The sequence below is a fragment of the Rhodopseudomonas sp. BR0G17 genome, assembly GCF_010907025.1.
In the GTDB taxonomy this organism is placed as follows: Bacteria; Pseudomonadota; Alphaproteobacteria; order Rhizobiales; family Xanthobacteraceae; genus Rhodopseudomonas; species Rhodopseudomonas palustris_H.
In genome coordinates this window covers 22,576-45,497 of sequence record NZ_QUML01000002.1, presented here as the reverse complement: position 1 = coordinate 45,497, position 22,922 = coordinate 22,576, and the positions used below count along the sequence as shown (strand labels likewise).

Sequence of the window (22,922 nt, the reverse complement as noted above, 5' to 3'; positions counted from 1 at the left end):
AACTCGATCAATATCAAAGGCTTGGGCGTTGGGCCGGGCCTTTGGAGGCACCCTTGACGACCTATGTTTCGACCCGGGGCGAAGCCCCGCGCCTCGGCTTTTGCGACGTGATGCTGACCGGGCTAGCCCGTGACGGCGGACTGTATATTCCGGAAGTCTGGCCGCAGCTCACTCCCGATACCATCACCAGCCTGTTCGGCCGGCCCTACTGGGAGGTCGCCGTCGAGGTGATCCGGCCGTTCGTCGCCGGCGAGATCTCCGATGCCGAGCTCGGCCGGATGGCGAGCGACGCCTACGCCACCTTCCGGCATCCGGCGGTGGTGCCGCTGCGGCAGACCGGCCCGAGCCAGTTCGTGCTCGAGCTGTTTCACGGGCCGACGTTGGCGTTCAAGGACGTCGCGATGCAGCTGCTGTCGCGGCTGATGGATCACGTGCTGGAAAAGCGCAAGCAGCGCACCACCATTGTGGTGGCGACTTCCGGCGACACCGGAGGCGCCGCGGTCGAAGCCTTCGCCAACCTGAACAATGTCGACCTTGTCGTGCTTTTTCCGCACGGCCGGATCTCCGACGTGCAGCGGATGATGATGACGACGTCGGGCGCCCCGAACGTGCATCCGCTGGCGATCGAAGGGCATTTCGACGACTGCCAGGCGATCGTGAAGGGGCTGTTCAATCACCACAAGTTCCGCGACCAGGTGGCGCTGTCCGGCGTCAACTCGATCAACTGGGCCCGTATCGTCGCGCAGGTGGTGTACTACTTCACCAGCGCGGTCGCGCTCGGTGCGCCGAACCGTGTGGTCGACTTCACCGTGCCGACCGGCAATTTCGGCGACATCTTCGCCGGCTACGTCGCGAAGAAGATGGGCCTGCCGGTGCGCCGGCTGAAGATCGCCGCCAACGTCAACGACATCCTGGCGCGCACCCTGAAGACCGGCATTTACGAGGTGCGCGAGGTCCACGCCACCACCTCGCCGTCGATGGACATCCAGGTGTCGTCGAATTTCGAGCGGTTGCTGTTCGAAGCCTCCGGGCGCGACGCCGCGCTGATCCGGTCGCTGATGGGTTCGCTCGGCCAGTCCGGCCGCTTCGTGCTGCCGGATGCGGTGCTCGCCGCGGTGCGTGAGGAGTTCGACGCCGGCCGTGCCGACGAGGCGGAGACCGAATCGGCGATCCGTGCCGCTTGGCGGGAGGCGGGCGATCTGATCGATCCGCACACCGCGGTGGCGCTGGCCGTGGCCGATCGCGACACTACCGATTCGAGCGTGCCGAACATCGTGCTGTCGACCGCCCATGCGGCGAAGTTCCCGGATGCGGTGGAAGCTGCTTGCGGCATCCGGCCGGATCTGCCGGCTTGGCTCGACGGCCTGATGAGCAAGACCGAAACGATCAAGATCATGCCGCGCGATCAGGTGGCGATCGAACGTCACGTGCTGGCGGTGAGCCGCGCCGCCAAGCAAGGAGCCGCCGGATGACCGTCGAAGTCAGCAAACTTCCCTCCGGCCTCACGATCGTCACCGACACCATGCCGCATCTCGAGACTGCCGCGCTCGGCGTCTGGACCGGCGTCGGCGGCCGCGACGAAAAGCCGGACGAGCACGGCATCTCGCATCTGCTCGAACACATGGCGTTCAAGGGCACCACGCGGCGGACCTCGCGCGAGATCGCCGAGGAAATTGAGGCGGTCGGCGGCGACCTCAATGCCGGCACCTCGACCGAGACCACCGCGTATTATGCGCGGGTGATGAAGGCGGACGTGCCGCTGGCGCTCGACGTTCTGTCGGACATTCTCGCCAATCCGTCGTTCGAGGCCGAAGAGCTCGAACGCGAGAAGAGCGTGATCGTGCAGGAGATCGGCGCCGCGCAGGATACGCCCGACGACGTCGTGTTCGAGTATCTGAACGAGCTGTGCTACCCGGAGCAGCCGATCGGCCGCTCGCTGCTCGGCACCGCCAAGACGCTGAAGAGCTTCAGTCGCGAAAAGCTGCAGTCGTATCTGTCGACGCATTATCGCGGTCCCGACATGGTAGTGGCGGCGGCCGGCGCGGTTGATCACGCCCGTATCGTCGAAGAAGTGTCGCACCGCTTCGCCAGCTTCGACGCCACGCCGGCACCGAAGCCGCAGCCGGCGATGTTCGGCGCCGGCGGCTCGCGGGTCGTGCATCGCGATCTCGAGCAGGCGCATCTAACGCTGGCGCTCGAAGGGCTGCCGCAGGGCGCGCCGACGCTGTTCAGCCTGCAGGTGTTCACCAACATCCTCGGCGGCGGAATGTCGTCGCGGCTGTTCCAGGAGGTGCGGGAAAAGCGCGGGCTGTGCTACTCGATCTACACCTTCCACGCGCCTTACAGCGACACCGGGTTCTTCGGTCTCTACACCGGCACCGATCCGGCCGATGCGCCTGAGATGATGGAAGTGATCGTCGACGTCATCAACGATGCGGTCGACACCCTGACCGACGCCGAGATCTCGCGAGCCAAGGCCCAGATGAAGGCGGGCCTGCTGATGGCGCTGGAGAGCTGTTCGTCGCGCGCCGAGCAGCTGGCGCGGCACATCCTGGCCTATGGCCGGCCGTTGCCGGTCGACGAACTGGTCGGGCGAATCGATGCCGTCACCATCGACACCGCGCGGGAAGCCGGACGCACGCTGCTGGCGCGGAGCCGGCCGGCCGTGGTGGCACTCGGCAGTGGCCGCGGTCTCGACAGAGCTGTCAGCTTTGCTGAAGGCTTGACACAATCCAAGGCCAAGACGTCCTATCATTGAGCTGACGCCGCGGGTCGCGGCGTTCGAGGTCCGCCGATTCTGCGGGTCGGGAGTGCCGTCCATGGCGCTGTTTCGTATGCCATCCGTCGGGCCCGCTGCGCTGGCGCCGCGCGGCAATGGGCTGTTGCTGCGCGCGCCGCAGATGGCCGATTTCCCGCAATGGGCCGAGCTGCGCGAGTACAGCCGGGCCTATCTGACGCCGTGGGAGCCGATCTGGCCGTCCGACGACCTGACCCGCTCCGGCTTTCGCCGCCGGCTGCGGCGCTATTCTGAAGATGTCGCCTCCGACCGCTCCTACCCGTTTCTGGTGTTTCGCGAGCACGACAACCAGCTGGTGGGCGGGGTGACCCTCGCCAATGTCCGTCGCGGCATCGTCCAGGCCGGCACCATCGGCTATTGGATCGGCCAGCCGTTCGCGCATCAGGGCTATATGACGGCGGCGCTGCGGGTGCTGCTGCCGACGCTGTTCGGCGAGCTCAACCTGCACCGCGTCGAGGCGGCTTGCATCCCGACCAATGCGCCGTCGATCCGGGTGCTGGAAAAGTGCGGCTTCACCCGCGAGGGGCTGGCCCGGCGGTATCTGTGCATCAACGGCGTCTGGCAGGACCATCTGCTGTTCGGGCTGCTGCACGACGATTTCCGCGGCTGATTCGGCCGGTCCGGGAGCACCTGCCGCCTTTGGTTCGCCGGCATTGCTTTGCTATAACCCCGCCGGTCGCAACGAATTGGACAGCCGGGTAGGGTAAATGGCTCAGGAGATTGAACGGGTGCCGTCGCGGCACCGGATCGCGCGCGCGGCGCGCGCCACCGTCGCGGTGGCGATCTGCGGCACTGTGCTGGCGGCAACGCCGGCGTGGTCGCAATCGATCACCGATCGTTTCAAGAGCTTGTTCGGCAGCTCCGACAAGGATCAGGCGCCGACCGTTTCCAACGGTCCGCCGGTCGAGAGCGAGCTGACCTGTCCGTCGGTGACGGTGCGCTCCGGTGCCTCGACCTATGCGGTCGGCCTGCCGGGCAAGGAAGCCAGCGGTTCGGATCTGCGTTACCAGGCGGTGATCAGCCGCACCGCCCGCGAATGCAATCTGAACACCGGCGTCATCACCGCCAAGATCGGCATCCAGGGCCGGATCATCGCCGGTCCGGCTGGGGCGCCGACCTCGGTCGACGTGCCGCTGCGCGTCGCGGTGGTGCAGGAAGGCGTGTCGCCGAAGACGGTCTTCACCAAGGCCTATCGCACCAGCGTCTCGATGCAGCCGGACGGCAGCGTGCCTTTCAGCCTGGTGGCCGAGGACGTCGCCTATCCGGCCCCCTCGGTCTCGGACAACGACGCCTATGTGTTCTATGTCGGATTCGATCCGCAGGCGCTGAAGCCGGAGCCGAAGGCGCGCAAGCGGAAATAGCGGCGGCGGCGATTGCCGGCAGCGGCAACGCTGCCCGCGCCGCGACTGCAAAAACAAAAAGGCCGGCGCGATCGCTCGCGCCGGCCTTTGATTTGTAACAGGCGTCAGCTCAGTTGAGCTTGCCGCGGACTTCCTGGATGCCCTTACTGAGCAGCTCGTCGGCGAGGTTGCCCTTGACCGATTCCGACAGGATGCGCGAGGCCGCCGCCACCGCTGCTTCGGCTGCCGCCGCGCGAACGTCGGCGAGCGCCTGGGCTTCGGCGAGGGCGATCTTGCTCTCCGCAGTCTTGGTGCGGCGAGCGACGAAGTCTTCCAGCTTGGCCTTGGCTTCCGCCGCGATCCGCTCGGCGTCGGCCTTGGCGCTTTCGACGATCGCCTGCGCTTCGCGTTCGGCCGAGGCACGGCGCGCGCGATAGTCGGCGAGCAGCTTGGCGGCCTCTTCCTTCAGCTTGCGCGCTTCGTCGAGCTCCGCCTTGATCCGGTCGCGACGCTTGTCCAGCGCCTGCAGCACGGTGCGGTGCACGCCGAAATAGGCGAACACGCCGAGCAGAATGACGAACGCAATCGCGACCCAGGTTTCTGCTTCTCCGAAGATTGCCATCAGCCTCAGCCCTTCAACGAAGCGTCAACCGCGCTGTCCACCGCCTTGCCGTCCGGCGTCACGCCGGCGAGCTGCTGGACGATCGCCGAGGCGGCGTCCGACGCGATGTTGCGCACGTTACCCATCGCGGCGGTACGAGTCGCTGCGATGGTCTTCTCGGCGTCGGCGAGCTTCGCCGCGAGCCGCTGTTCCAGCGTCTTGCGCTCGGCTTCCGCCTGCGCATTGAGCTTTTCACGGGTTTCCGCGCCGATCGCCTGAGCCCGGGCACGGGCGTCGGCGAGTTCGGCCTCATAGGCTTTCAGCGCGTCGTCCGCCTCGCCCTTCAGCTTCTGAGCCGCCGCCAGATCGCCGTCGATGGTCTTCTGCCGCTCTTCGATCACACCGCCGACGCGCGGCAGTGCGATCTTGGAAACGATCAGGTAGAGCGCAACGAATGCGATCGCCAGCGACACCAGTTGCGAGGCAAAGGTTTCCTGCTGGAAGGGCGGGAACGGCGCCTTGTGGCCTCCGCCCGCTTCCGTGTGGGCAGTGGTGCCCTTGGCGTCGCCATGACCTTGAGCCACGGGCTTCTCCTGTTCGGCCGGTCGCGACCCCGGAAGGTCAGGACCGGATTTTGGATCTTAGAGGGCGAACAGCAGCAGCAGCGCGATCAGCAGCGAGAAGATGCCGAGCGCTTCGGTCACCGCGAAGCCGAAAATCAGGTTGCCGAACTGGCCCTGGGCGGCCGAGGGGTTACGCACCGCAGCGGCGAGGTAGTTGCCGAAGATGATGCCCACGCCAGCGCCGGCGCCGCCCATGCCAATGCAGGCAATACCAGCGCCAATGTACTTCGCGGCAATCGGATCCATGTAACGAACTCCTGTTGGGGTTGGGTGTAGTCGTTTGCGAGTGGGTCTTTAGTGGCCCGGATGAATTGCATCGTTGAGATAGATGCAAGTCAAAATGGCGAACACATAAGCCTGCAGGAACGCGACCAGCAGCTCCAGCGCGGTCAGCGCGATGGTCAGGCCGAGCGGCAGCACGGCGCCGAACCAGCCGACGATGCCGAGTGCGCCGAGCATCGCCACGAAGCTCGCGAACACCTTCAGCGCGATGTGGCCCGCCAGCATGTTGGCGAACAGACGCACCGAGTGCGAAACCGGCTTGAGGAAGAACGAGATCACTTCGATGAAGACGACCAGCGGCAGGATGTAGACCGGAACGCCGGAGGGCACGAACAGCTTGAAGAACTTCAGGCCGTTCTTGGAAAACCCGTAGATCAGCACCGTGAAGAACACCAGCAGCGCCAGCGCGACGGTGACGATCAGGTGGCTCGACACCGTGAAGGTGTAGGGCACGATGCCGATCAGGTTCGATACGGCGATGAACATGAACAGCGAGAACACCAGCGGGAAGAACTTCAGGCCTTCCTTGCCGGCCGTCGACCGTATCATGTTGGCGACGAATTCGTAGGACAGCTCCGCGATCGACTGGAACCGGCCCGGCACCAATTGGCGGCCCGGCACCAGCATCAGGATGGCGATCAACGCCACCGTGCCGAACATGTAGGCCGACGAATTGGTGAACGCGATTTCTTGTCCGCCAACGTGACCGAGGGTGAAGAGCTTGGTGATCTGGAACTGATGGATCGGATCGGCGGCCATTCGTCTCTCAGTCTGTCGGTGTCGCGAGCTTGCGCGGGATTCGAACGATCGGTGCGCCTTGGATCCCGCTCAGAGTCGCTCGGACTGTTTCGCCATGACGCCTGCTGCCCGCATCACGTTCACTACACCGGCGATGAAGCCGATCAGCGCAAACGCAATGAGACCCCAGGGCGAGGTCGAAAACAAACGATCGATACCCCAGCCGAGAGCCGCTCCGCCGAGAACGCCCGCAATCAACTCCGATGAAAGCCGAAAACCGAGCGCCATCGCCGAGGCTTTGGCATGTCCGTTTTCACTTCCTGTTTCGGATTGATCCGTCTGGAGTTTCCGGCTCACCCGAGAATGGGCCAACCGTTGTTCCAGGCTTCCGAGCCGTGCGGAAAGCGCAGCCTCCTCAGGCGATCCGTCGCGCGGTTCATGCGCTGGTCGGCTGCTGTCGTGCGTGTCGTCCGCCATGTCGTGGAGACCCGAACTAGCTGCCGCTAACGATGAAATAACGCCCCAGAAACCCTTAAAAGCCGCGCGGACCATACTGACCACCTGTTGGCAAGTCAAGATTCGGTCGCAGCCGCTTACAGCGTTGTTTTGGCTGATTTTATTGAGGATTTGCGAGTCCGTGCGCTAACTTGTCCGCAGTGCATTTGCGGCGGTGCGCCATGATCCGGCTTGCATGGCCGGAATGGCTCTGATCCGATGCGATGGCTTCCGGCGATCGGTTCGCAACGGTCCTGCGGAAAGCCATCGTTATCGGAGACTGTATGTCGCGCCGGATCGACTACTACTTCTCGTTTCAATCGCCCTGGGCCTATATCGGCCACCAACCGTTGCGACGGCTGGTCGAGACCTACGATCTGCGGCTCGTCTACAAGCCGGTGTTGCTGACCGGGCTGTTTTCCGAGACCGGCGGTATGCCGCTGGCCAAGCGCCATCCGGCGCGGCAGCGCTACCGGCTGGTCGAGCTGCAGCGATGGCGTGACAGACGCGGGCTCGACTTCAAGTTGTGGCCGAAGCATTGGCCGTTCGACGCGCGGCTCGCCGATGGCGTGGTGATCGCGGCGCTCGCCGCTGGCCACGATCCCGAACCGTATCTGCAGCGCGCTTTTGCCGCGGTGTGGGAGCGCGAGCTTGATCTCGCCTCGCCGGCGGTGCTGATCGAGCTTGCCAATGCGGCCGGCCTGCCCGGCGAAAAGCTCGTCGCGCATGCCGGTTCGGACCAAATTCGCGCCGCTTACGAGCAGAACCGGCTGGATGCGATCGCCGCCGACGTGTTCGGCTCGCCGGCCTATGTGCTCGACGGCGAGGTGTTCTGGGGCCAGGACCGGATCGAACTGCTCGAGGATGCGTTGAAATCCGGTCGCGCCCCGTACCGGCCGACGAACTGAGGCCCCATATAGGCGGGGTCTTTGATTCCGAGAGGCGGAGCATCCCGATGAGCTTTGCACCCATGGCCGTGGCCTTCCTGCCCGCGGGCGCCAGGCGCGGCCCGCGCCTCGCCGCGCTGACGTTGCTGCTTGCTGTCGGCGGCGCCGGCGGCGCGCTGGCCGAAACGCCACTGCCGGACAGCGAGAACGGCCGCTATGCCTTCAAGCCCGCAACCGAGGGCGTGGTGCGGCTCGATACCCGCACCGGCAAGGTCTCGACCTGCACCGACAAAGGCAGCGGATGGGCCTGCTACGAGATCGCCGACGAACGCGCCGCGTTCGATGCCGAGACCGGACGGCTGCAGGCCGAAATCGATCGGCTGAAGAAAGAGGCCGATACGCTGCGCGCTGCCAACGACAGCCTGAAGGCACAGCTTGCCAGCGCCGGACAGCCCGGCGTCAAAACCGATGAGGCGCTGCCCAAGAGCGACAAGCTGCCCCAGCCGCAGATCACCGAGAAGGACGGCCAGCGCAAACTGGAAATCCCGCTGCCGAGCGATCAAGACGTCAATCGGGTGATGGGCTTCCTTGAGCGCGCCTGGCGCCGTCTGGTCGAGACCGCCAACCGGCTGCAGAAGGACTTCAGCGGCGACAAGATCTGATCGGTCGGGACAAGAGGTCATCGATGAGTTCATCCCGTACTCTCAGCCGCGCGCCGCTGGCGCGCGCCACCGCCACCAGTGTTGCCTCGTCGCTCCTGACCGTGCAGACGAATGGGACCGGCTTTACCGACATCACGCGCGAACTCGCGGCATTCGTGACAGAGGCGCAGGCCAAGGACGGCGGCCTCACCGTGTTCGTGCGCCACACCTCCGCGTCGCTGACGATCCAGGAGAATGCCGATCCGACCGTGCTGGTGGATCTCGCCACAGTGCTGAACCGGCTCGCGCCGGAGAATGCCGGCTGGCGTCACGACACCGAAGGGCCGGACGACATGCCGGCCCACGTCAAGACGATGCTGACGTCCGTCTCGCTGCAGATCCCGGTGCTGCAGGGCCGGCTCGCTCTCGGCACCTGGCAGGGCGTGTATCTGATCGAGCACCGGGCCAGGCCGCATCGCCGCGAGGTTGTGCTGCAGTTCATCGGTACGACGGCGTAATCACTCTTCCCAATATGGACTGCGCCCTCATCCTGATGAGGCGCCCGGCGGAGTCGGGTGTCTGGAAGGATGAGGACATGCAATAGCCGCGGCCATGGTTCGAGACAGCGCTACGCGTCTCTCCTGACCATGAGGTTGTGCACCTTGTTATCCGCCTCATCTCGCCGCCAAAAGCAAAACGGCCGCGGATTGCTCCGCGGCCGTTGGTATTTGGTAGGGCCGGCGCCGGCCCGCTGATCATCAGGTCTTGCTGATGTCGACGTTCTTGGTCTCCGGCAGGAAGATCAGGCCAACCACGACCGTGATCGATGCGAACACGATCGGGTACCACAGGCCGGCATAGATATCGCCGGTCGAGGCGACGATCGCGAATGCGGTCGCCGGCAGCAGGCCGCCGAACCAGCCGTTGCCGATGTGATACGGCAGCGACATCGAGGTGTAGCGGATACGGGTCGGGAACAGTTCGACCAGCAAGGCCGCGATCGGGCCGTAGACCATCGTGACGAACAGCACCAGGACGAACAACAATCCGATCACCGCTGCGGTGCTCGAATTGAACACGTCGAACGGGTGCGCCATCTTGATGATCTGCGGATTGCCAGCCTTCGGATAGCCGGCTTCCTGCACCGCTGCGAGCACCTGCGGGTTGGAGGTCTTGGCGTCGGTGTACGGCACTTCCTTGTCGTTCACCATCACCTTGACGCCGGAGCCGGCGGGGCCGTTGATGGTGGAGTACTTCACCGACGACTTCGACAGGAAGTCACGCGCGGTGTCGCACGGCTTGGTGAAGACGCGGGTGCCGACCGGGTTGAACAGGTCGCCGCAGCCCGCCGGATCGGCGACGACTTGCACCTTCACGGTCTCGATCGCCTTTTCCAGCGCCGGGTTGGCGTAGGTGGTGATCATCCGGAAGATCGGGAAGAACGACAGCGCCGCGATCAGACAGCCGGTGAGGATGATCGGCTTGCGGCCGATCTTGTCCGACAGCCAGCCGAAGATGATGAAGAATCCGGTGCCGAGCAGCAGCGACCACGCGATCAGCAGGTTCGAAGTGTAGCCGTCGACCTTCAGGATCGATTGCAGGAAGAACAGCGCGTAGAACTGGCCAGTGTACCAGACCACGCCCTGGCCCATCACCGCGCCGAGCAGCGCGATCAGCACGATCTTGGCGTTGCCCCAGTTGGCGAACGCTTCGGTCAGCGGTGCCTTCGAGCTCTTGCCTTCCTCCTTCATCTTCTTGAACACCGGCGACTCGTTGAGCCGCAGCCGGATCCAGACCGAGACGCCGAGCAAGGCGACCGACACCAGGAACGGCACGCGCCAGCCCCAATCGGCGAACGCCGCTTCGCCCACGATGGTGCGGGTGGCGAGGATCACCAGCAGCGACAGGAATAGGCCGAGGGTCGCGGTGGTCTGAATGAACGCAGTGTAGTAGCCGCGCTTGCCGGGCGGAGCATGCTCGGCCACGTAAGTCGCGGCGCCGCCATATTCGCCGCCGAGCGCCAGGCCCTGCAGCAGGCGCAGCGTGATCAGGATGATTGGGGCGGCGATGCCGATGGTGGCCGCGTTGGGCAGCAGGCCGACGATGAAGGTCGACAGGCCCATGATCAGGATGGTGACCAGGAAGGTGTATTTACGGCCGACGATGTCGCCGACCCGGCCGAACACGATGGCGCCGAACGGACGCACCAGGAAGCCGGCGGCGAAAGCGAGCAGCGCGAAGATGTCCCGGGTGGCCGGCGGATAAGCGCTGAAGAACTGGGCGCCGATAATCGCGGCGAGCGAGCCGTACAGGTAAAAATCGTACCATTCGAAAACGGTACCGAGCGAAGATGCAAGAATGACGAAGCGCTCGTCACGGGTCATTCCACCCGACCGCCTGCTCGTCTCGGCAAGTGTAGCCATCAGCGTCTGCCTCCCTTGGGTTGTTTCGAGGGCTATGTTGTTGTTTTGTTTGAGGTCCGAGCCACAGCGCCGGGCGCGCGGCAACGGTCCGTCAGTGTACGGTAGCACCGGTACCGTCCTGCGGCATTACGACTTTCGACGCCAAATCCGCTGATAGTTGCGCTTGCTCAATGTTTTTGGGTTGCCGTGAGGGCATGATGGTACGGACAAGGCATTCACGTCCGCCTTGCCAGCCGTCCATCAGAGGGCGACACTTGCCACCCAACTTGCCATCGGTTCGCTTTGGCGTTCCGAGAGCGAAGACGGTTTGGTTCCAGCTTGCGAGTAAGGGACACCATGAGCACCCCCGCCAGCACGCACTTGATCATTGCCGACGACCACCCGTTGTTTCGCGATGCGCTCCGTCTGGCGGTTGCCAGCGTGGTGTCCTCCGCGAAGATCGGTGAGGTCGGTTCCTTCGAAGACCTGACTGCAATGCTCGAGCGCGAGGGCGACGTCGACCTGGTGCTGCTCGATCTCAAAATGCCGGGGATCAGCGGGTTTTCCGGGCTGATCTACCTTCGGGCCCAGTATCCGGCGATCCCGGTCGTCGTGGTGTCGGCCAGCGACGACGTCGAGACCATCCGCCGCTCGCTCGATTTCGGCGCTTCCGGCTTCGTGCCGAAGCGCTTCGGCGTCGAAAAGCTCGGCGAGGCGATCCTGCGAGTGCTGGACGGCGATGTCTGGGTTCCGCCGGATGTCGACTTGTCGGCTGCGGCCGATCCCGAGACCTCCAAGCTGCGTGACCGGCTGGTGACGCTGACCCCGCAGCAGGTTCGGGTGCTGATGATGCTGTCCGAAGGCCTGCTCAACAAGCAGATCGCCTACGAGCTCGGGGTGTCGGAAGCGACCATCAAGGCTCACGTCTCGGCGATCCTGCAGAAGCTCGGCGTCGAAAGCCGCACCCAGGCGGTGATCGCCGCGGCCAAGATCTCCGGCAGCCAGTGGCGCCAGGAAGAGCCGATCGCGTCGTAAGCCTAGCATTGGCTTAGGTCGACCAATTCTTGCTTATTCCGTCATGGCCGGGCTCGTCCCGGCCATCGACGTCTTTAGACGAGCGTAGCTGCGCAAGACTAGCGTAGCTGCGCAGGAAGGCGTGGATGCCCGGCACAAGGCCGGACATGACGGAAGGCGCCGGCCCATCTCCCGTCATTGCGAGCGAAGCGAAGCAATCCAGGGCTCCGGCGCACTGCGCTCCCGGATTGCTCCGTCGGCTTCGCTTCCTCGCAATGACGCTGCGAACTCGGCCTTGCGCCGACCTGTCTCGGCGGCGCTTACTCCGCCGCCGCGACAGACTGCTGAGCATGCCACTGGCTCAGCAGGGCCCGCAGCGACGCGGCCTTCACCGGTTTGTTCAACACCGCGATTTCCTCCTGCCGCGCCGAGGCGCGGACGCCGGGGCTGCGGTCGGCGGTGATCAGGATCGCCGGGATGCTCTGGCCGAAGCGGGCGCGGATTTCACGGATCGCCGCGATGCCGTTGCCGCGGTCGAGATGGTAGTCGACCAGAAGGCCGGTGACGCGCTGCTCGCTGCCCTCGATTGCGCGGACCGCGGCTTCCGGATCGGCGACTGCGATCACCTTGGCGTCCCAGGTAGTCAGCAGCGTCTTCATGCCGTCCAGGATCGCCGGATCGTTCTCGATGCAGACCACCAGGATGCCGCTCATCGAGGCGCGCGACAGCGGCGTGGCGCTGGTCACTGCCGCGGTGTGATTGACCGCTTCGGCGATCGGCACCGTCACCGAGAAGCAGGAGCCGCCGCCGCGGTTGGAATCGAGCGCAATGCCGTGATTGAGCACGCGGGCCAGTCGCTCGACGATCGACAGCCCGAGCCCCAGCCCTCGCGCGATCCGCGCGCCCTGCTCGAGCCGATGAAATTCCTTGAAGATCTCGCCCCGCTTGAGGATCGGCACGCCGACGCCGGTGTCGTAGATGCCGATTCGGAGCGACTGCCCCTGACGGCGGCAGCCGACCAGGACGCGGCCCTGCGGGGTGTATTTGATCGCGTTCGAGATCAGGTTCTGCATCAGCCGGCGCAGCATCAGCCGGTCCGACTGCACCGGCAGCGAACACGGCACGAAGGTCAGCTCCAGCCCCTTGGCGCGCGCGGTCGGCGAGAACTCGATCTCCAGCGAGCGCATCAGGTCGCCGACCACGAAGTTGGTCAGCGACGGCGTCATTGCGCCTGCGTCGAGCCGCGAGATGTCGAGCAGCGCACCGATGATCTCTTCGATCGCCTGCAGCGACTCGTCGATGTTTTCGACCAGGCGAGAGTCTTCGCCCCCGTTCTGGCGCTCGACCAGACTGGTGGCGTAGAGCCGCGCGGCGTTGAGCGGCTGCAGGATGTCGTGGCTGGCGGCGGCGAGGAAGCGGGTCTTGGAGATGTTGGCTTCTTCGGCCGTGCTCTTGGCGAGAGCTAGCTGCGAATTCAGCCGGGTCAGTTCCTCGGTGCGTTCACGCACCCGACGTTCCAACGTGGCGTTGGCGCGCTCCAGCGCTTCGGCGGCTTCGAAGCTCGGAGTGACATCGGAGAAGGTGATCACCAGGCCGCCGTCGGGCATTCGGTTGGCGCGGACCTCGACCACCAGATGGCGGTCCGGGAAGCGCTCGATGAACGGTTCGCCCTCGGTGGTGTAGGCCGCCATCCGCATCTGGGTGTGCGCTTCGGCGTCGATCGGTGCGGTGCTGTTGCTGGCGAGAAATTCCAGGATCTCGATCAGCGGAATGCCGATCTGGATGATGTGCGGCGGCAGCCCAAGGATTTCGCCGAACTGCCGGTTCGAGCAGATCAGTTGCAGCTCGGGATTGAACACCGCGATGCCCTGGCGGACGTGGTTCAGCGCGGTCTGCAGGATCTCGCGGTTGAAATGCAGCGCAGCGTGAGAGTCGTCGAGCAGCTTCAGGGCAGCTTCAGCCGACACCGTGCGCTTGCGCAGCAGCAGTGACAGCACCAGCCGGGACGAAGCCGCGCCGATCGAGGAGGCGATCAAATGCTCGGCGTGCTTCAGCAGCTCGAAATCTGCAGGTGCCGCGGGATCGAGTGTGATGCGGCGGCCGGCGGCGAAGCTGCGGAACGAGTCCCGCGCCCGATCCGGTCCGAGATACTGCGACACGGCGCCGACAATGTCCTGCACCGTCACGGTGGTGCGCCAGCGCCGGAACGCCGGAGTCATCGGTGTCAGCGTGTCCGGGACAAAGACTTCGGCCTGCAGCCGTTCGATCGAGGACGGTTGCCGCAGCAGCGACAAAAGGATGTAGGCGACGAGATTGAGCGACAGGCTCCACAGCACGCCGTGGAGAAGGGGCGGCAGATCGGAGCCGAACAGCGCCTGCGGCCGCAGCGCCTCGATGCCCCACGGGCCGTGCTGCAACAGCAGCAGTCCAGTGGTGCTGTTCTCCATGAAGCTCGGGATGAACAGCGTATAGGCCCACACTGCGAACCCGACGAGCAGGCCGCCGATCGCGCCGCGCGCGGTGGCGCGGCGCCAGACCAGGCCGCCGAAGAACGACGGTGCGAACTGAGCGATCGCGGCAAACGACAACAGGCCGATCGCGGCGAGCTGGGTGTTGCCGAGTGCCCGGTAGTACAGATAGGCGAGGATCAGGATCGCGAAGATCGCGACCCGCCGCACCGTCAGCAGGAAACTGCCGAAATTGCGTTGTTCGTCGGGCCGAGGCGCGCCGTGGCGCTTCAGCACCAGCGGCATCACCAGGTCGTTCGACACCATCACGGCCAGCGCGACGCATTCGACGATCACCATCGCGGTCGCGGCCGACAGCCCGCCGATGAACACCGCGACGCTCAGCATCGGGGCGTCGGCGTCGATCGGCAGCGCCAGCACGTACATGTCGCTGTCGACCTTGCCGAACGGGAATTTGACGAGGCCGGCAAGCGCGATCGGGATCACGAACAGATTGATCGCAATCAGGTACAGCGGAAACAGCCAGCGGGCGCGGCCGACTTCGGCCTCGTTCGAATTCTCCACCACGCTGACGTGGAATTGCCGCGGCAACATCATGAAGGCGCAGAACGACAGCGCCGTCATGGTCAGGAAGTTGGCCGGCGACGTTGAATCCAGCGCGCGGACCGCTTCGGGCATCTGCGTCGCCCGTTCGATCAGCGCCGATGGGCTGAACATCCAGAAGGTGACGAAGATGCCGGCCGCCAGGAACGCCACCAGCTTGACGATCGACTCGGTGGCGACCGCGAGCATCAGGCCGTGCTGATGCTCGGTGGCGCTGGCCTGCCGGGTGCCGAACAGCACCGTGAACAAGGCCATAGCCATCGCGACGATCAACGCGATGTCGCCGACGATCGGGATGTCGGCGATGTTGTGGTCATCGCCGAGGATGGTCTGCAGCGATGACGACACCGCCTTCAGTTGCAGCGCGATGTAGGGGACCGAGCCGATGATCGCGATGATCGCCACGGTGGCGGCGACCTTCTGGCTCTTGCCGTAGCGGGCCGCAATGAAGTCGGCGATCGAGGTGATGTTCTGCGACTTGGCCAGTCGGATGACGCGGCGCAGCAGCGGTGCAGCGACCAGCACCACCAGGACCGGACCGACATAGATCGCCAGGAAGTCGAAGCTGGAGCGGCTGGCGAAACCGACCGAGCCGAAGAAGGTCCAGGACGTACAGTAGATCGCCAGTGACAGCGGATAGATGAGCCCGCCGGCGCGCTCGCGCTGGCCTTGCGAGAGCCGGTCGCCCCAGCTCGCGACGACGAACAAAAACCCGATGTAGGCGAGGGCGGCTGCGATCACGCCCCAGTCGTGCAGCATCGCGGTCGTGCTCCCTCGCGTCAGGCGGCAGGCGATTGATCAATCACTTCCCGCGCAGGCCGCCGGATGCAGGCCTGCGGGACGCAATTGCAAGTCTACCAAAACAGAAGGGGCGCCTGCGACAGGGATTTTCCCGGCCGCGGGCGCCCCCGCTGAAGATCGTTACCGCGGCGTGCGAGCGATACGGATCACTCCGCAGCGATCGCCTTGGCGCCGAGCGGCAGGCCGAGCTCGTTCCAGACCTGCACCAGGGCTTCGGCCAGCGCGTCGATCAGCTTGTCGTCGTGATACGGCGACGGCGTGATGCGGAGCCGTTCGAGGCCGCGGGCGACGGTCGGGTAGTTGATCGGCTGGATGTAGATGTTGTGCTGCTCGAGCAGCATGTCCGACGCCTTCTTGCACTTCTCGGCGTCGCCGACGAACACCGGCACGATGTGGGTGTCGGTCGGCATCACCGGAATGCCGGCGTTGTTCAGCACGGCCTTGACGCGCGCGGCGCGATCCTGATGGCGCTCACGCTCCCAGGTCGAGCTGCGCAGATGCTTGATCGCGGCGGTGGCGGCGGCGCAGATCGGCGGCGGCAGCGCGGTGGTGAAGATGAAGCCCGGCGCGTAGGAACGTACGGCGTCGATCACTTCGGTCTTGCCGGTGATGTAGCCGCCGAGGCAGCCGAACGCCTTGGCGAGGGTCGCTTCGATGATGTCGATGCGGGCCATCACGCCGTCACGCTCGGCGACGCCGGCACCGTGCGCACCGTACATGCCGACCGCGTGCACTTCGTCGCAGTAGGTCATCGCGTTGTACTTCTCGGCGAGATCGCAGATCTTCGCCAGCGGAGCGGTGTCACCGTCCATCGAGTACAGGCTCTCGAACGCAATCAGCTTCGGACGGTCGGGACCGGCGGCGATCAGCAGTTCTTCGAGATGAGCGGTATCGTTGTGGCGCCAGACCACGCGCTCGCAGCCCGACTGACGGATGCCTTCGATCATCGAATTGTGATTGAGCGCGTCCGACAGGATCAGGCAGTTCGGGATCAGCTTGCCGAGGGTCGACAGGCCGGTCTGGTTGGAGACATAGCCCGAGGTGAACAGCAGCGCCGCTTCCTTGCCGTGCAGCGAGGCGATCTCTTGCTCCAGCTGCACCAGCGGATGATGCGTACCGGCGATGTTGCGGGTGCCGCCGGCGCCGGTGCCGATCCGGGTTGCGGTCTCGACCATCGCGCCGACCACCTTCGGGTGCTGGCCCATGCCGAGATAATCGTTCGAGCACCAGATCACGACATCGCGAGCTCCGGAGTTCGAGTGCCACGTAGCATGCGGGAACCTGCCGGCAATCCGCTCGAGATCAGCGAACACCCGGTAACGACGCTCGTCGTGAAGGCGGGTGAGAGCGTCTTGAAAGAATTGATTGTACTGCATCGCGATGACCTGTTGGGGAGGCGGATCGAACGACGGAACGCCGCAGAACCGGCGAAACTATTAGAACTCTTCCATCAAGGAAGTCGAGGCGCAATTCGGCGATCGAGCTGCGCCCGACGCGATCCATATCATCGGTTCCGCAGGGCAAGGCTTGATGAAGATCAATGCCTTGGCTCGAATGCGGCCTTGTCAGGGATCACGCGGACAACGCTGCAAACGTTAAGCGCTGGTGAACCGCAATACGCCGTCCGTCGTCGGCGCCAGCTGCAAACGGTTCTGCGTCAGCATGTAGTTGACGTGAGCGATCAGCTCGCCGACCGCAAAGCCGGTCTGATGCGCATCCAACACGTGTTTGTGAAATACCACCGGGACCAGTTCGGCCGAACTCATCGGGGTGGAGCGGCAGGCGTCCGCAATCATCCCGCAGCGCTCCTCGTGATGATCGGCGAGCTGTTTGATGCGGGTCTTGACGCCATGGAACGGCAGGCCATGGCCCGGCAGCACCAACACGTCGTCCGGTAATAGTGTGTCGAGCTCGGCAAGCGACGAAAGATACGAGCCGAGCGCGTCTTCGTCAGGCTCGTGTGCCCACACGCTGACATTCGGCGAGATCTTGCTCAGCACCTGGTCGGCGGAAAGGAACAGCTTATCGGCCTCGCAATACAGCATCACCTGATCGGGCGAGTGGCCGGCACCGGTGATGATCCGGAATGACCGTTGCCCGATCGTGATGTCCTTGCCGTTGGCGAGCCGACGATACGCTGCCGGCAGCGGCACGGTCTTCTTCAGATAGTCCTGACCGCGGCCGACGAGCTGGTCGATCACGGCTTCGTCGATGCCGTGGCGGCGGAAGAACGCGCGGTTGTTGACCAGCCGCTCTTCGGTGCGACGGTTCTGATGATACACGCCTTGCAGATACTCGATCTGCGACATGTAGAAAGGGCAGCCGAACCGCTGCACGATCCAGCCCGCCATGCCGACATGGTCCGGATGGGCATGGGTGACGATCACCCGGCTGATGCGAAAGCCCGCCAGCGCACCATCGAACAGCGTTTCCCAGGCCGCGATGGTCGCATCGTTGCCGAAGCCGGTGTCGACCATCGCCCAGCCATCGCCATCGGCGAGCAGATAGATGTTCACGTGGTTGAGCCTGAACGGCAGCTTCAGCCGCAGCCACAACACGCCCGGCGCGATCTCGACCGTCTGGTCGGGGCCGGGGTGGCTGTCTTGCAAGTAGTGCAATTCGTCGTGCGGCGTCTCGGTCGCGTCGGTGTTCTTATGCATTCGGCGCATGCTCCCTGATCCGGCTTACCGGGCGCGGCGCGGCGGCGCCAGCCGAAAAACCGTCAGGGCCGGTTGCAGTCCTCACAGGCCTCAAATTCCAGCATCTGGACGCAAAAAAGGGCCGGCGGGGCTAGCCGCCGGCCCTGACTTTCAGGTTGGGTTGCCGATCAGGCGGCGCGGATATTGGTCAGGAATGCGTCGATCTCCTCGCGCAGCAGCGCCGCTTCCTGGCGCAGCGAGCCGGAGGCATTCAGGACCTCGGCGGCAGCAGAGCCGGCCTGCGAGGCGGCGGCGCTGACGCCGACGATGTTGCTGGAGACTTCGCTGGTGCCGCCGGCCGCGTGCTGGATGTTGCGGGCGATTTCGCGGGTCGCCGCGCCCTGTTCTTCGACCGCCGCCGTGATGGCGGTGGTCACCTCGTTGATCGACGTAATGGTCTGGCCGATGTTGCGGATTGCGCCAACGGCCGAGCTGGTCACCCCCTGCATGGCGGCGATCTGCGCCCGGATCTCCTCGGTCGCTTTGGCGGTCTGGCTGGCGAGGTCCTTGACCTCCGCCGCCACCACCGCGAAACCGCGGCCGGCGTCGCCGGCGCGCGCGGCCTCGATCGTAGCGTTGAGCGCCAGCAGGTTGGTCTGCGAGGCGATGCTCTGGATCAGGTCGATCACCGCGCTGATCCGTTCGGCGTTATCGGCGAGGCCCTGCATCGTGGTGTCGGTCTCGCCCGCTTCGCGCACCGCGCGGGTCGCGATCTCGGCTGAGGTGGTGACCTGACGGCTGATCTCGGCGATCGACGAGGCGAGCTGCTCGGTGCCGGTCGCCACGGTCTGGACGTTGACCGAGGTTTCCTCGGCAGCCGACGCGACGGTGGTAACCAGCGCGCTCGACTGCTCGGAGGTGGTCGCCATCGTGTGCGCGGTTTCCTGCATCTGGTCCGCGGAAGATTGCAGCTTCTCCATGGCGCTGCGCACCGTCGCCTCGAATTCGGCGATCCGCGCCTCGATCCGCTGGGTACGTTCGGCCTTGGCGGCGCGATCCTTGTCCTGCTCTTCGCTCAGCGTCCGCGCCCGGATCATATTGTCGCGGAACACTTCCAGCGATTCGGCCATCACGGCGATCTCGTCGCGGCGGCTGCCGCGCTCGATGGCGGTGCTGAGGTCGCCGGCCGACAGGCTTTGCATCGACTTCTGCAGGCCGCCGATCCGGCGCAGGATGCTGCGTCCGACATACAGCCAGACGAACAGCGCCGAGCCGATCAGGGTCGCTGCCCCGAGCCCGATCATCACCCGCGTGGCCAGTGTGATCTGCGCCTGCGCGTCCGAGGTGCCGACGGTGGTCTCGTTGCGGACATTGTCGACGAGTTGCTTGACGCTGATGCCGAGACCGACGTTGAGCTTGCGGGTCTCGTCGAGCAGTAGATCGCGATAGTCGCGGGCATCGAGTTCGAGCTGGCGCAGCTTGAACGCGCCGGTCTTGCCGTCGCCGAGCGCCATCAGCTTCTGGGCCGCGGCCTTGATGTCGGCGGTCGTCTGATTCTGCGGGAGACCTTCCAGATTGGTATTCACCACCTGACGGGCTTCCTTAAAGCTGGCTTCGACCGGCTCCAGATCATCGGCGCTGGAGGCCGACAGTGCCGCCATCAGGTTCGAGGCGATCAGATTGCTCTGGGCGATAACGTTGCCGAGCTGTTCGATCTGGCGTCCGGTGGCAGTCGCGTCGTCCTGCGACAGATTGGCCGAACCGAGCACGGCATTCATCTGAGTCTGCGCATCGAGCATCGCAGGGTTGGCGACAGCGATGAAGGCGTCGTGCGAGCGGCGCAGCTCTTCATAAAGCTTGGCGTGTTGCGTGGTCAGATCGAGCCGCTCCTTGGCGGCTGCGCCGAGGCTGCGGATGGTGTCGTCGATGTTCTTCAAGGTTTCGCTGAGCGCCGAAACGACTGCCTTGTCGCCACCGTAAGCCGTGATGTCGGCGAGCTTCTGGATCGCGACCTGCTGGGCCGCCTTCATCCGGGCTGAGCGCTCACGGAGTTGTTCGGCGGAAAGCGAGTCGAGAAGGATCGGCGCTTGGCTGGCGAGACTTTCACTTTCGGTGGCGAGCTGGAGGCTGGCGGCAAGTTTGGGAATGTCGCGGCCGCTCAGCTCGGCGATCGTACGCCCAAGCTGATGCAGGCTGATCCCGGCCCAGGCGCTGATCAGGATCGCCATGCCGGCGATCACGGTGAATGCAGCGAACAGGCTGCCACGAATTCCGAGTTGCGGAAACTTCAGCCGCGGACGCCGGAATTTCGCGAATTTCCCAGACATGTTTCCCCCAACCTGGACTTTGCACTGACGCGTCGTCTCAGCGACGCTGGCCGGGAGTATCAGTTTAGGGGGTTAATATTCTTCACGTCGTTCTACGAGGAACGATCGCTATTTGAGCGATCGGTGCGCCCGGTTCTGACATGGTTTCGAAAATGAAAAAGGGCCGGCGCGAGGCCGGCCCTTCCAACTTCCCGCAAAGGAAGTGATCAGGTCTTAGTACTTGGCGACGACCGGACCGCCCCAGTTGAAGCGGTAGTTCAGGCCGGCCTTGACCACGTGCTCGTCGTTCTTGGCCGAGAAGCCGTTGCCGAGGTCGACGTTGCCGAAGTCGTAGTACTGGTACTCGATCTTGCCCGACCAGTTCGGAGCGAACAGGTATTCGAGACCGCCACCGACGGTGTAACCGTCCTTCTTGCTGTCGATCGCAACGGCAGCGAAACCGCCGGCGTTGGGGACGAAGGTCAGGCTGCTCGAGTAGTCGGCGTAAGCCCAACCGCCCTTGACGTAGAGCAGCGCCGGACCCCAGGTGTAGCCGAGGCGGCCGGTCACCGACGCCAGACCACGCTGGTTGTCGGCGTAGGTGAAGACGCCGGGGGCGCCGTTGAGGGTGCCACCGAAGGCAACCGACTGGTTGGTGCCGCTCAGCCAGGAGTACTGGCCTTCAACACCGAGCACCCAGTTCGGAGCGAACTGCCAGTCGTAACCGGCCTGCACACCGCCGAGGAACTTGCCGTTGTCGCTGGCGGTAACGCCGGTGCCGATGCTGTTGTCGCCCGAGAAGGCGCCACCGATGTGACCACCGATGTAGAAGCCGGTCCAGTTGTAAACCGGGGCCGGGGCGTAGGCGGGAGCCTTGGTGTACGGGCGGGCGGCGAGGTCCGCGGCGAGGGCCGGGGCCGCGCCGAGGGCGACCAGGGCCACGGTGCCGAGCAGAATCTTCTTCATGTGTTGTCTCCAGACTTTGTCAGACGCACCGTTAGTCGGCGCCATCTGCATCATGGCTTAGCGGGATTTTGCGTAAAATGCTGTCACCGGGAGGCCACACTCCCTTTGGAACTAACCTCATGACGACGCACAATTTTTTATACCTAATGGAACCTTAAAGAGATCCAAATTCCGCCTTAATTTGAAACTGCCAGGCGCCTGCCTGATGGCGAGTCAGGAGCATGAGGCTGCCCAATTATTCAGCGCCTGCAACGAACCATTTAACATATTGAATCTCGGCGGTTTGTGCAGTTCGGGACACTTGCGGGCCGCCCATCCGATAATGTTATAATGTAACAGATTTCGATGAAGCGGACTGCCGCACGTGCCACAATCACCTCCTTCGCCATCCCATCTGGGCACGTCGTCCGGCCATGTGCATCTGCATGTCCACGGTGCTGAATCGCCGCACCCTCCGCAGCCGGCGCCTTGGTCGATCCTGCGGATGGGGCTTGGGGCCCGAATCGCGGCCGCGCTGGCGGTCAGTGCCGGTCTTTGGACGCTTGTGCTGGTGGCAATGAGATGACCATGCGGGCCCAACTGACTTTCAAGGATGTCACCCTCGGCTACGACCGCCACCCGGCGGTGCATCACCTATCGGGACGAATCGACGCCGGCTCGTTGCTGGCAGTGGTCGGGCCGAATGGCGCCGGCAAGTCGACGCTGTTTCGCGGCGTCGTGGGTATCCTGAAGCCGCTGGCGGGATCGATCGATCGGGACGGCCTGGACGTTCACGATATCGCCTATCTTCCCCAGAGCGCCGAGATCGATCGAACCTTTCCAATCTCGCTGTTCGATTTCGTCGGCACCGGATTGTGGCGCTCGACCGGAGCGTTCGGCCGCATTGACCGGTCTGCGCGGCAGCGAATCTCCCAGGCTCTGGCGGCCGTCGGCCTGTCCGGCTTCGAAAACCGCAATATCGGAACGCTGTCGGGCGGCCAGATGCAGCGCATGCTGTTCGCCCGGGTGCTGCTGCAGGACGCGGCCGTGATTGTGCTCGACGAGCCGTTCAACGCCGTCGACGCCCGCACCACCGCTGACCTCGTCCACCTGGTGCAGCATTGGCACGGCGAAGGCCGCACCGTGGTGGCGGCGCTGCACGACATGGACCTAGTCAACGCCAGCTTCCCGGAGACTCTCCTGCTGGCCCGCACCGCGGTGGCGTGGGGTCCGACCGCCGAGGTGCTGACCGCCGACAACCAGGCCGAAGCGCGGCGGATGTGCGAAGCGTTTGACGACGGCGCGCCGGCCTGCACCGCAGCTTCCCAGGCGGCCTGACA

20 protein-coding genes are annotated in these 22,922 nt (G+C 64.7%); 9 read left to right on the top strand and 11 right to left on the bottom strand.

Annotation, left to right across the window (positions count from 1 at the left end; all coding sequences use genetic code 11):
• Positions 1 to 53: 53 nt before the first annotated feature.
• The 4 genes from thrC (at position 54) to DY467_RS02345 (ending at position 4,158) form a co-directional block, all read left to right on the top strand.
• Positions 54 to 1,472 carry a threonine synthase gene (gene thrC, locus DY467_RS02360; protein ID WP_164633885.1) on the top strand — a complete coding sequence of 473 codons (1,419 nt, stop codon included), beginning with the start codon at positions 54 to 56 and terminating at the stop codon, positions 1,470 to 1,472.
• Positions 1,469 to 2,758, top strand: a complete 1,290-nt coding sequence (locus DY467_RS02355) for a M16 family metallopeptidase (protein WP_107343010.1) — start codon at positions 1,469 to 1,471, stop codon at positions 2,756 to 2,758. The genes thrC and DY467_RS02355 overlap by 4 nt, the downstream gene beginning before the upstream one ends.
• 61 nt (positions 2,759 to 2,819) lie before the next feature.
• Positions 2,820 to 3,407 (top strand): GNAT family N-acetyltransferase, encoded by a 588-nt coding sequence (locus DY467_RS02350; protein WP_012494521.1) that lies wholly within the window; start codon positions 2,820 to 2,822, stop codon positions 3,405 to 3,407.
• Between the two features lie 97 nt (positions 3,408 to 3,504).
• Positions 3,505 to 4,158 (top strand): hypothetical protein, encoded by a 654-nt coding sequence (locus DY467_RS02345; RefSeq protein WP_164633884.1) that lies wholly within the window; start codon positions 3,505 to 3,507, stop codon positions 4,156 to 4,158.
• Positions 4,159 to 4,267: 109 nt separating this feature from the next.
• On the opposite strand, the gene DY467_RS02340 is transcribed toward DY467_RS02345, so the two are convergent.
• From DY467_RS02340 to DY467_RS02320, 5 genes are all read right to left on the bottom strand, one after another.
• Entirely contained in the window at positions 4,268 to 4,759 is a 492-nt protein-coding gene (locus tag DY467_RS02340) for a F0F1 ATP synthase subunit B family protein (RefSeq protein ID WP_107343012.1), read from the bottom strand.
• A 5-nt stretch (positions 4,760 to 4,764) separates the two neighbouring features.
• Entirely contained in the window at positions 4,765 to 5,322 is a 558-nt protein-coding gene (locus DY467_RS02335; protein WP_107343013.1) for a F0F1 ATP synthase subunit B, read from the bottom strand.
• Between the two features lie 57 nt (positions 5,323 to 5,379).
• On the bottom strand, positions 5,380 to 5,607 hold the full coding sequence (locus tag DY467_RS02330) for a F0F1 ATP synthase subunit C (protein WP_009796340.1): 228 nt from the start codon (positions 5,605 to 5,607) through the stop codon (positions 5,380 to 5,382).
• A gap of 48 nt (positions 5,608 to 5,655) precedes the next feature.
• Entirely contained in the window at positions 5,656 to 6,402 is a 747-nt protein-coding gene (locus DY467_RS02325) for a F0F1 ATP synthase subunit A (RefSeq protein ID WP_164633883.1), read from the bottom strand.
• A gap of 69 nt (positions 6,403 to 6,471) precedes the next feature.
• Entirely contained in the window at positions 6,472 to 6,858 is a 387-nt protein-coding gene (locus DY467_RS02320; RefSeq protein WP_107354294.1) for an AtpZ/AtpI family protein, read from the bottom strand.
• A gap of 302 nt (positions 6,859 to 7,160) precedes the next feature.
• Between DY467_RS02320 and DY467_RS02315 the strand changes: the two genes are divergently transcribed.
• The 3 genes from DY467_RS02315 to DY467_RS02305 are packed head-to-tail and all read left to right on the top strand — an operon-like array spanning position 7,161 to position 8,922.
• Positions 7,161 to 7,784 (top strand): 2-hydroxychromene-2-carboxylate isomerase, encoded by a 624-nt coding sequence (locus DY467_RS02315; RefSeq protein ID WP_164633882.1) that lies wholly within the window; start codon positions 7,161 to 7,163, stop codon positions 7,782 to 7,784.
• 47 nt (positions 7,785 to 7,831) lie between these two features.
• A complete protein-coding gene (locus tag DY467_RS02310) occupies positions 7,832 to 8,425 on the top strand; it encodes a hypothetical protein (protein ID WP_107354296.1) in 594 nt (197 codons plus the stop codon).
• A gap of 23 nt (positions 8,426 to 8,448) precedes the next feature.
• Positions 8,449 to 8,922, top strand: coding sequence for a secondary thiamine-phosphate synthase enzyme YjbQ (locus DY467_RS02305; RefSeq protein WP_164633881.1), 474 nt, complete (start codon positions 8,449 to 8,451; stop codon positions 8,920 to 8,922).
• Positions 8,923 to 9,162: 240 nt separating this feature from the next.
• Here the strand turns inward: DY467_RS02305 and DY467_RS02300 are convergent, their stop codons facing one another.
• Positions 9,163 to 10,827, bottom strand: a complete 1,665-nt coding sequence (locus DY467_RS02300; RefSeq protein WP_107343018.1) for an MFS transporter — start codon at positions 10,825 to 10,827, stop codon at positions 9,163 to 9,165.
• A gap of 336 nt (positions 10,828 to 11,163) precedes the next feature.
• Here DY467_RS02300 and DY467_RS02295 point away from each other — a divergent pair, with 336 nt between their 5' ends.
• Positions 11,164 to 11,841, top strand: a complete 678-nt coding sequence (locus DY467_RS02295; protein WP_011156603.1) for a response regulator transcription factor — start codon at positions 11,164 to 11,166, stop codon at positions 11,839 to 11,841.
• Positions 11,842 to 12,140: 299 nt separating this feature from the next.
• Here DY467_RS02295 and DY467_RS02290 read toward each other — a convergent pair whose 3' ends face one another.
• The 5 genes from DY467_RS02290 to DY467_RS02270 all read right to left on the bottom strand — a co-directional run bounded on the left by DY467_RS02290 (position 12,141) and on the right by DY467_RS02270 (position 21,603).
• Positions 12,141 to 15,650: a hybrid sensor histidine kinase/response regulator gene (locus DY467_RS02290; RefSeq protein WP_164633880.1), complete on the bottom strand. Its 3,510-nt coding sequence runs from the start codon at positions 15,648 to 15,650 to the stop codon at positions 12,141 to 12,143.
• A 188-nt stretch (positions 15,651 to 15,838) separates the two neighbouring features.
• Complete coding sequence (gene hemA, locus DY467_RS02285) at positions 15,839 to 17,068, bottom strand: 5-aminolevulinate synthase (RefSeq protein WP_107343020.1); 1,230 nt, start codon at positions 17,066 to 17,068, stop codon at positions 15,839 to 15,841.
• Positions 17,069 to 17,287: 219 nt separating this feature from the next.
• Positions 17,288 to 18,352 carry an MBL fold metallo-hydrolase gene (locus DY467_RS02280; RefSeq protein ID WP_164633879.1) on the bottom strand — a complete coding sequence of 355 codons (1,065 nt, stop codon included), beginning with the start codon at positions 18,350 to 18,352 and terminating at the stop codon, positions 17,288 to 17,290.
• Positions 18,353 to 18,519: 167 nt separating this feature from the next.
• Complete coding sequence (locus tag DY467_RS02275; RefSeq protein ID WP_164633878.1) at positions 18,520 to 20,658, bottom strand: methyl-accepting chemotaxis protein; 2,139 nt, start codon at positions 20,656 to 20,658, stop codon at positions 18,520 to 18,522.
• Between the two features lie 213 nt (positions 20,659 to 20,871).
• Complete coding sequence (locus tag DY467_RS02270) at positions 20,872 to 21,603, bottom strand: outer membrane protein (protein WP_012494530.1); 732 nt, start codon at positions 21,601 to 21,603, stop codon at positions 20,872 to 20,874.
• Between the two features lie 567 nt (positions 21,604 to 22,170).
• Between DY467_RS02270 and DY467_RS02265 the strand changes: the two genes are divergently transcribed.
• Positions 22,171 to 22,920 (top strand): metal ABC transporter ATP-binding protein, encoded by a 750-nt coding sequence (locus tag DY467_RS02265; protein WP_164633877.1) that lies wholly within the window; start codon positions 22,171 to 22,173, stop codon positions 22,918 to 22,920.
• Positions 22,921 to 22,922: the final 2 nt, after the last annotated feature.

Coding starts and splice junctions, on each gene's coding strand:
- DY467_RS02355 (WP_107343010.1), top strand. CDS start 1,469: ATGACCGTCGAAGTCAGCAAACTTCCCTCCGGCCTCACGATCGTCACC.
- DY467_RS02350 (WP_012494521.1), top strand. CDS start 2,820: ATGGCGCTGTTTCGTATGCCATCCGTCGGGCCCGCTGCGCTGGCGCCG.
- DY467_RS02345 (WP_164633884.1), top strand. CDS start 3,505: ATGGCTCAGGAGATTGAACGGGTGCCGTCGCGGCACCGGATCGCGCGC.
- DY467_RS02340 (WP_107343012.1), bottom strand. CDS start 4,759: ATGGCAATCTTCGGAGAAGCAGAAACCTGGGTCGCGATTGCGTTCGTC.
- DY467_RS02330 (WP_009796340.1), bottom strand. CDS start 5,607: ATGGATCCGATTGCCGCGAAGTACATTGGCGCTGGTATTGCCTGCATT.
- DY467_RS02325 (WP_164633883.1), bottom strand. CDS start 6,402: ATGGCCGCCGATCCGATCCATCAGTTCCAGATCACCAAGCTCTTCACC.
- DY467_RS02320 (WP_107354294.1), bottom strand. CDS start 6,858: ATGGCGGACGACACGCACGACAGCAGCCGACCAGCGCATGAACCGCGC.
- DY467_RS02315 (WP_164633882.1), top strand. CDS start 7,161: ATGTCGCGCCGGATCGACTACTACTTCTCGTTTCAATCGCCCTGGGCC.
- DY467_RS02310 (WP_107354296.1), top strand. CDS start 7,832: ATGAGCTTTGCACCCATGGCCGTGGCCTTCCTGCCCGCGGGCGCCAGG.
- DY467_RS02305 (WP_164633881.1), top strand. CDS start 8,449: ATGAGTTCATCCCGTACTCTCAGCCGCGCGCCGCTGGCGCGCGCCACC.
- DY467_RS02300 (WP_107343018.1), bottom strand. CDS start 10,827: ATGGCTACACTTGCCGAGACGAGCAGGCGGTCGGGTGGAATGACCCGT.
- DY467_RS02295 (WP_011156603.1), top strand. CDS start 11,164: ATGAGCACCCCCGCCAGCACGCACTTGATCATTGCCGACGACCACCCG.
- DY467_RS02290 (WP_164633880.1), bottom strand. CDS start 15,650: ATGCTGCACGACTGGGGCGTGATCGCAGCCGCCCTCGCCTACATCGGG.
- hemA (WP_107343020.1), bottom strand. CDS start 17,068: ATGCAGTACAATCAATTCTTTCAAGACGCTCTCACCCGCCTTCACGAC.
- DY467_RS02280 (WP_164633879.1), bottom strand. CDS start 18,352: ATGCATAAGAACACCGACGCGACCGAGACGCCGCACGACGAATTGCAC.
- DY467_RS02275 (WP_164633878.1), bottom strand. CDS start 20,658: ATGTCTGGGAAATTCGCGAAATTCCGGCGTCCGCGGCTGAAGTTTCCG.
- DY467_RS02270 (WP_012494530.1), bottom strand. CDS start 21,603: ATGAAGAAGATTCTGCTCGGCACCGTGGCCCTGGTCGCCCTCGGCGCG.
- DY467_RS02265 (WP_164633877.1), top strand. CDS start 22,171: ATGCGGGCCCAACTGACTTTCAAGGATGTCACCCTCGGCTACGACCGC.